This is a genomic window from Pseudomonas sp. ME-P-057 (assembly GCF_030208975.1).
GTDB classification, from domain to species: domain Bacteria; phylum Pseudomonadota; class Gammaproteobacteria; order Pseudomonadales; family Pseudomonadaceae; genus Aquipseudomonas; species Aquipseudomonas lutea.
Genome location: NZ_JARVSX010000040.1, coordinates 33,738 through 48,739 on the forward strand (window position 1 = coordinate 33,738; position 15,002 = coordinate 48,739).

Sequence of the window (15,002 nt, forward strand, 5' to 3'; positions counted from 1 at the left end):
GCTTCACTGCACAGAGGAGTTTTGATCATGGCGTCTGGAATACGAAGCGCCCAACAGATAAAAACAGCCGCCAGCGATGATGAACGCCGCCAGCATGTAAAACATGAAATGTGCCGACTGGCTCGCCAGGGCAAACCCGCACAGCACCGGGCCCAGAGCGCCGCCGAGGTTGGACAGGTTCTGCGCCCCGTAATACATACCGCGCAAATGCGTCGGCGCAATCCGGTCGATGAACATGTATTCGGCCGGAAACACGATGATTTCGCCAAGGGTGAACACCGCGACAGCCAGCGACCAGTGCAGCACCGTGGTCGACATCGCAAACCCCACCACGCCCATCAGGAACAGGCTGAACCCTGCGGTCAGCCATTGGTTGAGGTACTGATGGCTGATGCGCTTGCCGACCACGTATTGCAGGCAAATCACCACGGCAGCATTGACGGCGACGACTGAGCTGATCACTTGATAAGTGAATTCCGGCGTGCGGGTGGTGACGAGGTATTGCGACAGGTAGGCCGTGAACTGACCGAACACCACGGCGCTGAGCACACCGCCGATGGTAAAGCAGACCAGGCGATGATCCTTGAGCAGAATGCGCCCCACCGCGATGAAGGAAATCGGCGCATTGGCCGGGTCCGCCGAACTCAGCTTGCGGTCACCGTAAAGCGCGTAGACAAGGAAGAAACCGAGTCCCAGCAGCGCGGACATGACGAACGGCAGCTTCATGTTCCAGTGCGCCAGGCCGGCGCCAATGAAGGGCCCGACCGCATAGCCAATATTGATCAGCGTGTAGCGCACCGAGAACACCTTGCTTTGCTCGCTCACCGGCAGCAGCTTGCCGAAGGCGGCCTTGACCACGATATCAACCACCGCGTACGCGAAATTGAACGACACCAGAAACAGAAAGAACAGCCAGAGTTTGCTGGTCACGCACATGCCGATAAAGCCGGCCACAAAGAACCCGGTGAAACTCAGAATCAGGCGATAACTGGACAGTTTGTCGGTGAGATAACCGCCATACAGGCTGAGTAACGAACCGACGATCAGCGCACCACCGACGATCATCCCGATGTCGCTCATGCTCAGGACAAAGTTGGAGGACAGGTAAATCACCAGATAGGGCAGCGTAATGGCCCTTCCCAGCGTCAGAAAAAGCGACGACGAAAGCAGGAGATTGACTGAAGCTGGGTAGTGCTTGAGCGCAGCGAGCATCCGTGTCCAATCCTTTATGACAGGCCGGGCAAGTCGGCCGTATTTTCGGGTCAAACATGGTTACACAATCGGGGTTGACTGGACACCTGCACGATCCATCGCGGTGCCATGTCGACGCTCAAGCGGCTGGCCGTGCGCGTTCACATTCCGTAACATCGCCCCCTTTTGCGCATTGCACGTCAGGTATTTCATGAAACCCGCCCGTCTTCGTGCCGACGTTCTCGCCGGCCTTACCACCTCTTTCGCCCTGGTGCCCGAGTGCATCGCTTTTGCCCTGGTGGCGCACCTCAATCCGCTGATGGGCCTGTACGGCGCCTTCATCATTTGCACGCTGACCGCCCTGTTCGGTGGGCGTCCCGGCATGGTCTCGGGGGCGGCAGGTTCGATGGCCGTGGTCATCGTGGCGCTGGTGGTGCAACACGGCGTGCAATACCTGCTGGCGACAATTCTACTGGGCGGGCTGGTGATGATCGCCTTCGGCTTGCTGCGCCTGGGCAAACTGGTGCGGATGGTGCCCTACCCGGTCATGCTCGGTTTCGTCAACGGCCTGGCCATCGTCATCGCCATGGCGCAACTGGAGCATTTCAAAAGCGGAGAATCCTGGCTCAGCGGCACGCCGCTCTATCTGATGATCGGCCTGGTGGTCATGACCATGGCGGTGGTGTATCTGCTGCCGCGTCTGACCCGTTCAGTGCCGCCAGCGCTGGTTGCGATTCTCGGCGTTGGGCTGCTGGTTTACCTCTTCGACCTGCCGACGCGCACCCTCGGTGACATGGCGCACATCGCGGGTGGCTTGCCCGGCCTCTCACTGCCGGACGTGCCGTGGAACCTCGACACCCTGCGGGTCATTGCGCCCTACGCCATTCTGATGGCACTGGTCGGTCTGCTGGAAACCCTGCTGACGCTGAACCTCACCGACGAAATCACCGAGAGCCGTGGCTACCCCGACCGCGAATGCGTGGCCTTGGGCGTGGCCAACATCGCCTCGGGCCTGTGCGGCGGCATGGGCGGCTGCGCCATGATCGGGCAGACCGTGATCAACCTCAGCTCTGGTGGCCGTGGTCGTCTGTCGGGGATCGTCGCCGGTGTGATGATCTTGATGTTCGTGTTGTTCCTGTCGCCCCTGATCGAGCGCATTCCGCTGGCGGCGCTGGTCGGCGTGATGTTCGTGGTGGCGCAGCAGACCTTCGCCTGGGCGTCGCTGCGGGTGCTGCGCAAAGTCCCGTTGAACGACGTCTTCGCGATCATCGCGGTGACCATCGTCACCGTGCTCACCGACCTGGCGACTGCTGTTCTGTTCGGCATCCTCATCGCCGCCCTCAACTTCGCCTGGCAGCAGGCCCGCGAGCTTTATGCGGACAGCCACGTCGAGCCCGATGGCAGCAAGATGTACCACCTGCATGGCACGCTGTTCTTCGCTTCAACGACGCCGTTTCTCGATCAGTTCGATCACCTGAACGACCCGCAGCACGTCACCCTGGACTGCCGCCACCTGATCTTCGTCGACTATTCGGCAATCGCTGCGCTGAAAACCCTGCGCGAGCGCTATCAGAAAGCCGGCAAGCATCTGCGCGTGGTGCATCTGTCGGAACGCTGCAAGAAGCTGCTCAAACGTGCAGGCGTCCAGCACGCCTAAGCGACTGGTTGCTGGCGACAGGCTTTTAACGGAGGGCGCTCAACAGGTCCTCGGTTGCCACCACCTGCGCATATTCGCCGTGCAGGTTCGCCAGCGACATGGCATGGATGTCCTCGGCGCTGCGCGGCTTGCCGAAAAAGTCCGCGCCGTCGAAGGTGTAGCAGGCATCGTGAGGCACGATGACCTCAAAGCCCAGATTGCCGCCGGTGCGCGCGGTCGACTCCACCGAGTTGTTGGTGACGACGCCAACAATCACCACCTGATTGATTCCGTCCGCACGCAACCAACCCTCCAGCGCCGAATGGCAGAACGCATCGGGCACCTGTTTGTGCAGCTCGCCCTCACCGTCCCACGGCGCAAACGCCGGTTGAAACTCGACGCCCGATTGCTGCGGCCAGAACACCGAGTCCGGAGAGCGGGAGAAATGCCGGACGTGGATGACCGTCCGCGCGCTGTCACGCCAGGCGCTCAACAACGCAAGCATCTGTCGCTCGGCGTCCGGATTGTTGCGCCGTCCCAGCTTGGGGTGATTGATGCCCTGCTGCATGTCGATAAGGACCAGCGCGGCCTTGGGGTGGATATGCATCGTTATTCCTTTTGCCTTATCAGGATGCCCAACGGGGGCTGTCGGGTTACACAGCGCTGAAATGCTGCGCCCAGTTTTGCTCGGCGAACTGCTCGATGATGAAGTCGACGAAGGCGCGGGTCTTGCCCGGCAACAGGGCGTGCCCACTGTAATAGATGGAGATGTTGCCGTCCTCGACATACCACTCGGGCAGCACTCGCTGAAGAGCGCCGCTGCGCAAATACGGCAGCGCAAACGGCATGCTCACCAACGCAACGCCCAGCCCCTGCCCGGCAGCCCGACACGCTGCCTCGGAATCGCTGAGGGTCATGCGCACTTTCATGCGCAACGGGCTCTGTGTGTGGCTGCGATGACTCAAGGGCCAGGAACGAATCCGCCCGGTCTGCGGCGAACGGATCAGAATTCCATCGCAATCGTGCAAATCATCCGGGTGCTCGATATCTGTGTTGGCCTGTAGCCATTCCGGCGATGCCACCAGCACACGGTGAGCAGGCGCCAGCTTGCGGGCGACCACGCCTTGCGGGAGTTCGAAGCCACCGCCGATGGCCGCGTCGAAGCCCTGCCCGATCAAGTCCACCTGACGGTTATCGAAATGCCAGTCAGGGATGATGGCCGGATAACGGCGGAGGAATTCGGCCAGCAGAGGCACCACATACAGGCAACCAAACAGGGTGCCGACGCTGACTTTCAGGGTGCCGGCGGGAGAGCCTTCGGCGCTGGCCAGGTTGGCGATGGCGTTCTGGATGGTGTTCAGGCTGGCGCTGACCTCGTTGAGGAAGCGCGCGCCCGCCTCGGTCAGAGCCAATTTGCGGGTGCTGCGCTGAAACAATCGTACGCCAAGCTTTGCCTCCAGCTTCGCGACACTTTTGCCCACTGCGGCGGGGGTCAGGCTCAAGCGCCGCGCCGCCTCGGCAAAGCTGCCGACCTCGGCGCTGCGCACGAAGCACTCAATGCTGCTGAAGTTATCCATCGCACCCACTCACAACTTTTGGTTTACACAGACTATCGTGAATACCGGCTACCGCGGCGGTAATGCCCGGCGGATACTCATGCCCATCCACTCAAGCCCTACCGTTAATGGAGAGCAACATGACTCACCCCACTAATCTGATCGGCAAAACAGCACTGGTACAAGGCGGCTCCCGCGGCATTGGCGCCGCCATCGTGAAACGTCTGGTGGCACAAGGCACAGCGGTTGCCTTTACTTACGTCAGCTCTCAAGCAAAAGCCCAGGAGTTGCAGGACAGCGTCACGGCAGCGGGCGGTAAAGCCCTCGCCATCAAAGCTGACAGCGCCAACGCTGAAGAGATAACCAGCGCTGTCGACAGGACAGTCGAGGCGTTCGGCGGAATCGACATCCTCGTCAACAACGCCGGCGTGCTGGCGATTGCCCCGCTCGACGAATTCACCCTCGAAGACTTCGACCGAACCTTGGCCATCAACGTACGCAGCGTGTTCATCGCCAGTCAGGCGGCAGCGCGGCACATGAAAGAAGGCGGTCGCATCATCAACATCGGCAGCACCAACGCAGACCGCATGCCCTTTGCAGGCGGCGGCGTCTACGCCATGAGCAAATCGGCGCTGGTCGGCCTGACCAAAGGCCTGGCCCGCGACCTCGGCCCGCGCGGCATCACCATTAACAATGTACAGCCAGGCCCGGTGGACACCGACATGAACCCGGCCGATAGCGACTTCGCTGACTCACTGATGAACCTGATGGCCGTCCCGCGCTATGGCAAATCCGAGGAGATCGCCGCCATGGTCGCCTACCTCGCCGGGCCGGAAGCCGGATACGTAACCGGCGCCAGCCTGACCATCGACGGCGGCTTCGGCGCCTGATCCCTGCGCGGTGGCCATAAAGGGCAAGCCTCGGACCTCAATGAGCATCCGGGGCTTTGCGCTTCTGGCTTAAGCGCATGAAAATTCTGAAAAAAAGTTTTGCCTTCGGGAAAGCTTTCGACTACATTAGCGCGCCTCGACAGACTGAACGTCTGACGAGACACGGTGAAGTGTCCGAGTGGCTTAAGGAGCACGCCTGGAAAGTGTGTATACAAGAAATTGTATCGAGAGTTCGAATCTCTCCTTCACCGCCACATTTAAAAAATCCCCGCATGCTGTCAGCTGCGGGGATTTTTTTTTATGAGGCCCTTACATTTCCAGTACGAGGTTGGCTATCCGACTGGCCTGGATCAGCAACGTGCGCTCCAGCCCGACATAGCCGCTCACTCCCGCTCATCCTTTTGGTCCAGGCTCACCCTGTACAATCTGAGACCATCGGCCTTGGTGTATTGCTTGCTGAAATAGCGATATACCACCCCCTTCACTGTAATACCCACGCCGTTGAGCGTATCGCGGACCACTACATCCTCCAGGGCGCTGTCCGTGATCAGGAATGAGTTGCGGTCATTAAGCGCCTGAAGAATTTCTTCATCAGAACCCATGATCGGGTCAGTCAGGTAAAACCTTAAAGTGTCCAGATCAGTGGCAGGCGCGCCATAATGAGTGATGTACATCCACGCACCGCCGTTTAGCTTTTGTTTCAATACAAGGTCATCTGCGCCCGCCATTCCACTCAGAACATGCACAAGCACGTAGTAGATAAGCACTGCACTTCCAAGCATCCAAAAAAGGTACTTGTAAATGCGACCGCTGTTAATAGCCTTTTGATTTTGCATATTCTATACCTTGCATGATCCAGTACTGGTCCTTGGGATCGTCCCCGAAAGGAGGTCTCCAATACCAGGCTCCCCAGTCTTCCTCGGCACTTTGAGTGCTTGCGCTATTCTGGGCGAATCCCGCTGCCCGCAAGAGAATCTGATCAGACAACTGGCCACCCCTACCCACTGCACCATAGTGAAAGTTACCAAAGTTCTCCCACTCAGGATGCTTCTGCTTGAAATCCCAAGGGCCCCGGTTACGGACTTGCTGGTAGAACCACGTCATGAAGGTAACCACGGAAAAAGACCTCCTCCACTGATTATTGGCGATCTTCATGTTGACGTCGAGATTAACCGCTGGCGGCTTTGATTTAGGAAGTTCGAAACTCATCACGCCCTCCTTGGACGAACTATGAAATCAGGCGTAAATTGTGTTGTTGATTGCATCCCACCCGCCGGCGATTTGACCCGCGCCCTGACCGCTGACACGGCTTAGCTTCGAGTAAATCAACTGAATTCGCCCGTAATTAAAAGCGATTAATTCAGCTGGAAAAGAATCTCTTTTGTCCCCGTTACCGGCAAGCGCGAACGAACTGATAATAACCTCCTCCAACAACACCTCCAGATATTTTACCTTTGGGTCACCCGCCCGAAAGACATGCACAACCACGTGCTTGAAATGTTTGCCACTGCAGCAAGCCTCATGAATCTTGGCAGTGGCATTATCAACGGCTTTACGCGCGAGAAAATCACCCATATAGGCCCGCCCTGACGTTGCGCCACCGGCGGAAGCAGATGTTGCGGAGGCTGTTTGGTTTGCAGACAGATCAAAGTCTTGCAGTTCGATCCAGCCTTCATAACCTTCAGACAGTGTTTCGCCACTGATACCTTCTATTTGCAGATAAGCTTCAAAAGACATTTCTTACTCCTTCATCTTCAGACGAAGGAGAAACTTAAACATAGATGCAGTTAAACGTGAAGCCGCCGAAGTTATTTTCAGAAACAGCAAAGAGCACCGTCAGACAATTCTTAGCAACCCACACAACTTTAAACAAACCTGACCGCCTGAACTTAACAAAGCGTTTGGCCTGTGTTTATCGCAGCCCGGCCAACGCTGTTTTCCTTCCTCAGTACCGTCTTAAACGAGATACACCGAGACAACCCAAATATTCATGACGTATGCGGACCTTCCAGGGCCATGCTGCACCCAGAAGCAATCCTGCCTGCGAGATCGTTAGCGTTACGCCCAAGGCCAGCTCGGTGATTACGCCACCTTCGCAGCCCTTGCCATCCGACAACCCACGGTAACCGATCCCGGCTCAACGCTCTAAACGGCCAAAGCCACCCGTGATGTTGAATTTTTCCACGCAAAGCGTCGGAAAAATCGCCATTTGAGTGCATGAGCAGTTACTGTCTAATCATCGTATGAGCTTGAATTGTTCCAACACCCACATGTGGCTCGCTTTGCATACGAGAAAACAGCCCGTGTTCCGGCCCCCATTGCGCACCCGCTTTCACAACGAGCAGGGTGCGAATTCGCAGGAGAAGGTTGATGAATGGTATCGGTAAGCGTTTGAGACAAGAAAGAAAACGGCTGAAGCTGACCCAAAGCGCGCTGGGCGCCATCGGTGGCGTCGAGGCCAATGCCCAGGGGCATTATGAAAGCGGGCAGCGTTTGCCCAGGGCGGATTATCTGTTCCGGATCGCCGCCGCGGGCGTCGACATCACCCGTGTTGTCACCGGCGTGGAAACGACGGCCCGCAAAGAGATTCCGGTGTTCCCGGCAGCGCAGGACAGCCAGAGCCTGGACAGCGACGAAGACCTGGACAGTTCGGAAAGCATGGTGAAAATCATCAGCCAACTGCGTCAGAGTCTGTGGATTACGGCAAATGCCTTGTGCGAAGTCACCCGACTGGTGGATTCCGAGGAGGCTCGCTCCAGCACCGACCACGTGGAAGATCACTTGAAAGTGCTGCAAGGCGACGCCGACATGTTTGCAGCGTTGGCACTGGCCAAGGTGCAACGAGCGGCACACGAGACGCACTGACCGTAATTCCCAAATCCTGACATTACGCCTCCGGGATGGTAGCCTTGCGCCATCCACGGAGGTCTCGATGATTCAATTCTCTACGCTCTTCAACGCTGGACTGGCGTTGTCCGTTCTGCTCACCGCGAATGCTGCCAACGGCGAAGTCTTCAAGTGTGTCGCAGCCGACGGCACCACTCGTTTTGCGTTCAGCCCATGCCCAACGTACGTCGGTGAATCCACCCTGCAACGACCGGGGCCGGCGCGCATCTCCAGCGAATGGGAAGAATCTGACTTTCCGTACCGCCTGAACAAGAACGCCACCGAGATCCTGCAGATCAGCCGACGCCGCAAGTTGGTGATCACCAACGAACGGGAAATCGCCGATCGCCTTCAGAGCATCCGCCCGCCTCCCCCGGCCGCCCCCTCAACCTGCATCGCGCCCCGCTACGACAGCGCCTGCTTCGATCCCTCCGGTGGTCGCGTGCGACAGCCCACGAAAAATGGCCTGATCAAATCCGCAGGTAACTGACCCCTCCGCCCCCTCTCCCACAATCAACGCTCGTGGCTCGTGGCTTGCGGCTTGCGGCTAAGCGCTTGCCGCTTCAAATACTTGTCAATTTTCTGAACTAAGTTTTTACGGCTGCAGATGTGATGCCCAGGGCGAGCTGCTTAAAGTCAGGCCCCATCGCCAGAATCACAAAAACGAGCCGGCCATGACTATCTACGACCCCCGCCACGACGCAGTTTTACGCGCGGCACGCACGCTGATTGACGCGTTTGCCTGCAACGATACGGATGCCTATTTCGACGCATTCACTGAAGACGCCACCTTCCTTTTTCACACCTTGCCGGCCCCGCTGTTGTCGCGCGCCGCCTATCGGGAGGTGTGGGCTGGCTGGCAAGCCGACGGTTTTGCCGTACTGAGTTGCGCGTCACGCAACGCGCACATCAGCCTTCAGGGCGAGCTGGCGATTTTCATGCACGACGTCGACACGCACGTGCGCTTCGGCCATGAAGACACTCATTCGAGCGAGCGCGAGACCATCGTCTTCAGGCAGTACGGCAATCGCTGGCTGGCCTGTCACGAGCATCTCTCCGTACAGTCTGGCTAGCCTTACTCCATTCCGGCGAATGGCCCGCAGAGGCCGTCGCCCGTACTACCCAGCACTTTCAGTGATTGATGGTCGCGATGGCGACCACTGCCAATGCCACGATCGTTAAACGATCGAGAGAACGGGCCAGCGCTCGCCGCCGGCCTTATAACAACACGACAGCGCGCAGGAACCTCCCATGACCCACCCCGCCAACCGAATTGAAAGTTTCGGCGTCGAGCAAATCCCCGATGCCGAGCGCGATGCCTCGCCACTTGACCTCTTCCGTCTGACCTTTGGCGGGGCCAACACTTTCGCCACTGCCGTGCTGGGCAGTTTCCCGGTGTTGTTCGGCCTGTCGTTTCAGGCGGGCGTCTGGGCGATTCTACTGGGCGTCGTGCTCGGGTCGATCATCCTTGCGCCGATGGGCCTGTTCGGCGCCCTCAACGGCACCAACAACGCCGTTTCGTCCGGTGCCCACTTCGGCGTTCACGGTCGCATCGTTGGATCGTTCCTGTCACTGCTCACGGCGGTTGCGTTCTTCTCTCTGTCGGTGTGGAGTTCCGGGGATGCCCTGATCGGCGGAGCGAAGCGCATGACCGGTCTGCCGGAGAATGACCTGACCTTGGGCCTGGCGTATGGCGTTTTCGCGGTGCTGGTACTGGTGGTGTGCATCTACGGTTTTCGCTTCATGCTGTGGGTCAACAAGATCGCCGTGTTCGCCTCAAGCCTCTTGTTCCTCCTGGGAATCTTCGCCTTCAGCGGCAGCTTTGACGCAGGCTTCGCCGGCACGCTGAATAACGGCAGCGAAGGCTTCTGGGCAGCGTTCATCGGCGCTGCGTTGCTGGCCATGAGCAACCCGGTGTCCTTCGGCGCGTTTCTCGGCGACTGGTCGCGCTATATCCCGCGGCAGACGTCGAAGAAACGCATAATGGCGTCGGTTTTTCTGGCGCAGCTGTGCACGCTGATTCCATTCCTGTTCGGGCTGTGCACGGCCACCATCGTCGCCACCCAGGCGCCGCAATACATTGCAGACAACAACTATGTCGGCGGACTGCTCGCCGTGTCGCCCGGCTGGTTCTTTCTGCCGGTGTGCCTGATCGCGATCATCGGCGGTATGTCCACCGGGACAACATCGCTCTATGGCACAGGCCTGGACATGTCGAGCATGTTTCCGCGCCTGCTCAGTCGTGCCCAGGCCACGATCCTGATTGGCATCGCCGCGATTGCCTTTATCTTCATCGGTCGGTTCGCCTTCAATCTGGTGCAGAGCGTGTCGACCTTCGCGGTGTTGATCGTGACCTGCACCTCGCCATGGATCATCATCATGGTGCTGGGCCTGATCGTGCGTCGTGGCTTTTATCACCCGGCGGACTTGCAGGTGTTCACCCGGGGGCAGAGCGGCGGTCACTACTGGTTCGAGCACGGCTGGAACTGGCGCGGCCTGGGTGCGTGGATCCCCAGCGCGGCGGTGGGTCTGTGCTTCGTCAACTTGCCGGGGCAGTTCGTCGGTCCGCTGGGTAATCTGGCCGGAGGTATCGACATCAGCCTGCCGATTACCCTGGGCCTTGCAGCACTGCTCTACATCACGCTGCTGCGCACGTTCCCGGAACCGGTTGGCGTATATGGCGCGCACGGGCCGCATCCGCTGTTGGGCGACAATGCGCACCGCAATGTGAAGAAACCCATGGCGATCGGCTGATTTTCCGGCGCAGTTGACCAGGCGCCTGCTTTGAAGCAGGCGCTTTTCATCGTGCGCCGTGTGATCCATGCCACCCCGACCGACGGGCCATCGGTGACTGGCGCGAGCGAATGACATCCCGCACAATCCGGGCTCACCTCAATTTCCATTCACTGCAATACGTCAGCTCGACCCACAGGAGATCACCCCCGCATGAACGCAAACGACTGGACCGAAGCTGCCTTGGCGAAGTACATCGTGACCAATCCGATGTTGCAGGCTGAAATCCAGGACTTGAGCCCGAAAGAGCAGCAACAGCAAACGCTCTGGGCCTTTGAGGATGAAGCGGAAAGCCTGGGCATCCCGACCTGGGAACTGGCATTGACGTTCATCGCCGAAACCCCGGAACAGCTCAAGGAACTGCGTCTGGCCGCACACAAGGAAGCCGCCGAAGCGCTGGACATGGACTGGGAAGAATACTGCGAGCTCAACGAAGTCGAAGTTTAGCCCCTCCCTCTCCCTCGGGTCGCCAGGCTGGGTGACCCGCCCCCTCTGACTCCCCGGTCATCCTTTGTGCTTTACCTCTCACCGCCGGGTGAGTAACGTCTGCGCCACTTCAAAACAACAAAGGACGTGCTCCATGAGTGACTTGGTCGCCTATCAGCTGGACGACGGCGTTGCGACGCTGACCTTGGCCAACGGCAAGGTCAACGCCATCAGCAATGATGTGGTCGCTGCGTTCAACGCCGCCCTCGACCGCGCCGAGCAAGACCGCGCCGTGGTCATCATCACCGGCCAGCCGGGGATCCTCTCGGGCGGCTACGATCTAAAAATCATGACCTCATCCGCCGAAGCGGCGATGGGCCTGGTGGCCGAGGGCTCTACGCTCGCGCGGCGCATGCTGTCTTTCCCGTTTCCCATCGTCGTCGCGTGTGGCGGTCATGCGGTGGCCAAAGGCGCATTTCTGCTGTTGTCTGCGGACTACCGAATCGGCGTTGACGGCCCGTTCAGTATCGGCCTCAACGAAGTGCAGATCGGCATGACCATGCACCACGCCGGCATCGAACTGGCCCGTGACCGCCTGCGCAAAAGTGCGTTCGGCCGCTCGGTGATTTGCGGCGAAATGTTCGACCCCAAAGGTGCGCTGCAAGCCGGCTTCCTGGACAAGGTGGTCGCGCCTGACGAACTCACCGAAGCAGCGCGCACCGTGGCGCTGCAACTGAAGAAGATCAACATGCGCGCGCACAAGCAGACCAAGCTCAAAGTGCGCAAGGACCTGCTTGAAACCCTCGACCGCGCCATAGAACTGGATCGCCAGATCCCCCTTTGACCCGGCACGGCATCGCGCTGGAACCTCGCAGCGCGTTGTCCTGAAATATCCCGTTAAATTCCCCAGCCCCGCGCGGGCCATGTTCGATTGCCGACTTCAGTGCACACCCGTACACTGCGCGGCTTTTCGCCTGCCGGGTAGGTTTCGCATGCTGTTTGTTCTGCGTATGTTGCTGATGGGTCTGCACTTTATCGCTGCGGGCGTGCTCGGGCTGGTGCTCGGCTTGTGTCGACCTTTCAACCCGGACAATAGCCGCCTGTGTGCCCGCCTGTACGCGCGCCCCGCCATGCGGATTCTCGGCCTGCGCCTTGACGCGCAGCTCAGCCCGCAGTTCGCACGGGCGCGGCCTTGCGTCATCGTCTGCAATCATCAATCCAACTACGATCTGTTTGTGCTCGGCAACATCGTGCCGCCCCGCACGGTCTGCATCGGCAAGAAAAGCCTCAAGTGGGTGCCGCTGTTCGGCCAGTTGTTCTGGCTGGCGGGCAATGTGCTGATCGATCGCGGCAACCCGTTGCGGGCGCGTCGCTCCATTCTTCAGACCACCGAAACCCTGCAGCATAAAGACACCTCTATCTGGGTCTTCCCCGAAGGCACCCGTAACAAGGGTCATGGATTGCTCGCTTTCAAACGCGGCGCCTTTCAGATGGCGATCGAGGCCGGCGTGCCCATCGTGCCGGTATGCGTCAGCACCTATGTGCGCAGCATGAACTTGCAGCGCTGGCGCAGCGGCGAAGTGATTATTCGCACGCTGCCCGCCATCCGGACCGCTGGCCTGTCCGCCGAGGATATCCCCCAGCTCATCGCGCAGTGCCACGCGCAGATCCAGGCCTGCATTGTCAGCATGGACACGCAACTGGGCGATGCCCTGCCCGACCAAACAGACGCTGAACGACGCTGAAAAAAACATGCGAACTCGCTGATAACCGCCGACTCTGATCTGGGAGCGCGCTAAGCTGCGCGTCAGTTTCCTAAAAGAAGAAGCAGATCATCATGGGTCGAGTGGTTGCCGCTGCCGTCTACAGCGCTGGAAAGAAAGTCACCAATATCTCTCTGGATGAAGGCGCAGCCTGGGCAGCCAAGCCGGGGCATTTCGTCTGGATCGGCCTGGAGCATCCCGGTCTGGAGGAACTCACCACCCTGCAACGCCAATTCAATCTGCACGAACTGGCCATTGAAGATGCGCTGGAAGTCCACAGCCGCCCCAAGCTGGAGACCTTCGGTGACGCCCTGTTCATCGTGACCTACGCGCCGATCCGCGAAAACGGCAAGCTGATTTTCATCGAAACCCATATCTTCGCCGGCAAGGGTTACATCATCACCTCACGCAACGGCGACTCCAAATCCTACGGGCTGGTGCGCCAGCGCTGTGAGGCGAGGCCGTTGCTGCTGGAGCACGGTGAGGACTTCGTGCTCTACGCGCTGCTGGACTTCGTCACCGAGAACTACCAGCCGGTCACCGAGTCGATCCACTGCGAGCTCGAAGAGCTTGAGCACAATGTGCTGCGCAAAGACCTCAACGAATCCGACATCCATCGCATCCACGCCCTGCGCCGGGACTTGCTGCGCCTGCGCCGCTATGTGGCGCCCATGGTTGAAATCGGTGAAGAGCTGCAGAAGCTCAGCTTTCCCTTCATCGACAAGAACATGCGGCCGTACTTCCGGGATGTGGAGATCCACGTCAAGCGGCAGATGGAAGACCTTGCCAACCTGCGCGACATTGCCAGCCAGACCATCGAGATCAGCCTGCTGCTGGAGTCATCCCGGCAAAGCCTCACCCAACGCAAGTTCGCAGCATGGGCGGCGATACTGGCGTTCCCGACAGCGATCGCCGGCATTTACGGAATGAATTTCCAGAACATGCCCGAGCTGACCTGGCATTACGGTTACTACGTGGTGCTGGGCGTGATCGTGGGCGGATGCGGGATTTTGTTCGCGAGCTTCAAGCGCTCCGGTTGGCTATAAGAGCCTGGCTGCAAACCGCGTCGCTGCGTCCCGCCTGGCGTAAACCGGGCACGTCCGGCGCCCGCAAGCGCCGGGTTGCGCATCACACTGCTGGACGCTTGTTGGCAACGAACCTCATCATCCATTCTGCAACGGCCGTGCCGTGATGGTCTTCCTCCAGGCTGGCGATGCCTTTGCCATAGACCTGCTCACCCAACGCGTCCTGGCGGATGTCGAGCAGCGTCCGGGAATAGTCGTGGATGAATTCCGGGTGGCCCTGGAAGCACAGCACCTGATCGCCGATGTAATACGCCGCGAGCGGACAGAAGTCGCTGGAAGCGATGACTGTCGCGCCTTCAGGCAGCGCCGTGACCTGATCCTGATGGCTGATCAGCAGCGTGAGCTTATCCACCGCAGGCGTCATCCAGGGCTCGGTCGGCGCCAGGTTGTAATGATGGATGCCCACACCCCAGCCTTGCGTGGCCCGCTCGGTCTTGCCACCCAGCAGCAGCGCCAGCAACTGATGGCCAAAGCACACGCCCAGCAGCTTGTCGCCACGTTTGTAGCGTTCGAGCAGATAGGTTTTCAGGGTTTCGATCCATGGGTCAGTGCCGAAGGAATCAGCCTTGGACCCGGTGATCAGGTAGGCGTCAAACTGCTCTTCATCAGGCGGGTAGTCGCCTTGCATGACGTTGTAGACGACGAATTCGGCAGGAATCGGCTGACGTGCGAAAAGCCTTTCAAACATCCGCCCATAACCCTGGTACTGATCAACCAGTTCCGGGCGAAGGACGTCGGTTTCCAGAATGCAGATGCGTAACGACATATAAATCCCT

The 15,002-nt window shown here is 59.2% G+C and carries 17 protein-coding genes and 1 tRNA gene; 11 read left to right on the forward strand and 7 right to left on the reverse strand.

The genetic code is table 11. The features are described from left to right. Positions 1-3 precede the first annotated feature (3 nt). Entirely contained in the window at positions 4-1,212 is a 1,209-nt protein-coding gene (locus tag QRN48_RS21685) for an MFS transporter (RefSeq protein WP_285353166.1), read from the reverse strand. A gap of 190 nt (positions 1,213-1,402) precedes the next feature. Here QRN48_RS21685 and QRN48_RS21690 point away from each other — a divergent pair, with 190 nt between their 5' ends. Next, positions 1,403-2,848, forward strand: a complete 1,446-nt coding sequence (locus QRN48_RS21690) for a SulP family inorganic anion transporter (RefSeq protein ID WP_285353168.1) — start codon at positions 1,403-1,405, stop codon at positions 2,846-2,848. A 25-nt stretch (positions 2,849-2,873) separates the two neighbouring features. Here QRN48_RS21690 and QRN48_RS21695 read toward each other — a convergent pair whose 3' ends face one another. Both QRN48_RS21695 and QRN48_RS21700 read right to left on the reverse strand, forming a co-directional pair. Continuing rightward, entirely contained in the window at positions 2,874-3,434 is a 561-nt protein-coding gene (locus QRN48_RS21695) for a cysteine hydrolase family protein (protein ID WP_285353170.1), read from the reverse strand. 46 nt (positions 3,435-3,480) lie between these two features. After that, positions 3,481-4,404 carry a LysR family transcriptional regulator gene (locus QRN48_RS21700; protein ID WP_285353172.1) on the reverse strand — a complete coding sequence of 308 codons (924 nt, stop codon included), beginning with the start codon at positions 4,402-4,404 and terminating at the stop codon, positions 3,481-3,483. 119 nt (positions 4,405-4,523) lie between these two features. Between QRN48_RS21700 and QRN48_RS21705 the strand changes: the two genes are divergently transcribed. After that, positions 4,524-5,273, forward strand: coding sequence for a 3-oxoacyl-ACP reductase family protein (locus QRN48_RS21705; protein ID WP_285353175.1), 750 nt, complete (start codon positions 4,524-4,526; stop codon positions 5,271-5,273). Between the two features lie 164 nt (positions 5,274-5,437). Then, positions 5,438-5,527, forward strand: a tRNA-Ser gene (locus QRN48_RS21710). Positions 5,528-5,656: 129 nt separating this feature from the next. On the opposite strand, the gene QRN48_RS21715 is transcribed toward QRN48_RS21710, so the two are convergent. From QRN48_RS21715 to QRN48_RS21725, 3 genes are read right to left on the reverse strand one after another with little or no spacing between them, the layout of a single operon-like run. Then, the gene (locus QRN48_RS21715; protein ID WP_285353177.1) at positions 5,657-6,109 is read right to left on the reverse strand and encodes a hypothetical protein; all 453 of its coding nucleotides are present in this window, start codon (positions 6,107-6,109) and stop codon (positions 5,657-5,659) included. After that, positions 6,087-6,482 carry a polymorphic toxin type 44 domain-containing protein gene (locus QRN48_RS21720; protein ID WP_285353180.1) on the reverse strand — a complete coding sequence of 132 codons (396 nt, stop codon included), beginning with the start codon at positions 6,480-6,482 and terminating at the stop codon, positions 6,087-6,089. Before QRN48_RS21720 ends, QRN48_RS21715 begins: the two co-directional genes overlap by 23 nt. 27 nt (positions 6,483-6,509) lie before the next feature. Beyond that, positions 6,510-7,010 carry an Hcp family type VI secretion system effector gene (locus QRN48_RS21725; RefSeq protein ID WP_285353182.1) on the reverse strand — a complete coding sequence of 167 codons (501 nt, stop codon included), beginning with the start codon at positions 7,008-7,010 and terminating at the stop codon, positions 6,510-6,512. A gap of 633 nt (positions 7,011-7,643) precedes the next feature. Between QRN48_RS21725 and QRN48_RS21730 the strand changes: the two genes are divergently transcribed. From QRN48_RS21730 to QRN48_RS21765, 8 genes are all read left to right on the forward strand, one after another. Next, entirely contained in the window at positions 7,644-8,138 is a 495-nt protein-coding gene (locus QRN48_RS21730; RefSeq protein ID WP_191945106.1) for a helix-turn-helix domain-containing protein, read from the forward strand. Positions 8,139-8,205: 67 nt separating this feature from the next. Further along, positions 8,206-8,649: a DUF4124 domain-containing protein gene (locus QRN48_RS21735; RefSeq protein WP_052074947.1), complete on the forward strand. Its 444-nt coding sequence runs from the start codon at positions 8,206-8,208 to the stop codon at positions 8,647-8,649. Between the two features lie 184 nt (positions 8,650-8,833). Beyond that, the gene (locus tag QRN48_RS21740; RefSeq protein WP_285353187.1) at positions 8,834-9,232 is read left to right on the forward strand and encodes a YybH family protein; all 399 of its coding nucleotides are present in this window, start codon (positions 8,834-8,836) and stop codon (positions 9,230-9,232) included. A 178-nt stretch (positions 9,233-9,410) separates the two neighbouring features. Continuing rightward, positions 9,411-10,913: a purine-cytosine permease family protein gene (locus QRN48_RS21745; protein WP_191945104.1), complete on the forward strand. Its 1,503-nt coding sequence runs from the start codon at positions 9,411-9,413 to the stop codon at positions 10,911-10,913. 192 nt (positions 10,914-11,105) lie between these two features. Beyond that, a complete protein-coding gene (locus QRN48_RS21750; protein ID WP_037009104.1) occupies positions 11,106-11,399 on the forward strand; it encodes a DUF6388 family protein in 294 nt (97 codons plus the stop codon). 133 nt (positions 11,400-11,532) lie between these two features. Next, complete coding sequence (locus tag QRN48_RS21755; protein WP_285353191.1) at positions 11,533-12,222, forward strand: crotonase/enoyl-CoA hydratase family protein; 690 nt, start codon at positions 11,533-11,535, stop codon at positions 12,220-12,222. A 148-nt stretch (positions 12,223-12,370) separates the two neighbouring features. After that, a complete protein-coding gene (locus tag QRN48_RS21760; RefSeq protein ID WP_285353193.1) occupies positions 12,371-13,123 on the forward strand; it encodes a lysophospholipid acyltransferase family protein in 753 nt (250 codons plus the stop codon). 92 nt (positions 13,124-13,215) lie between these two features. Next, a complete protein-coding gene (locus QRN48_RS21765; protein WP_191945102.1) occupies positions 13,216-14,187 on the forward strand; it encodes a magnesium and cobalt transport protein CorA in 972 nt (323 codons plus the stop codon). 82 nt (positions 14,188-14,269) lie between these two features. Here the strand turns inward: QRN48_RS21765 and QRN48_RS21770 are convergent, their stop codons facing one another. Continuing rightward, a complete protein-coding gene (locus QRN48_RS21770) occupies positions 14,270-14,992 on the reverse strand; it encodes an amidotransferase (RefSeq protein ID WP_037009098.1) in 723 nt (240 codons plus the stop codon). Positions 14,993-15,002 lie beyond the last annotated feature (10 nt).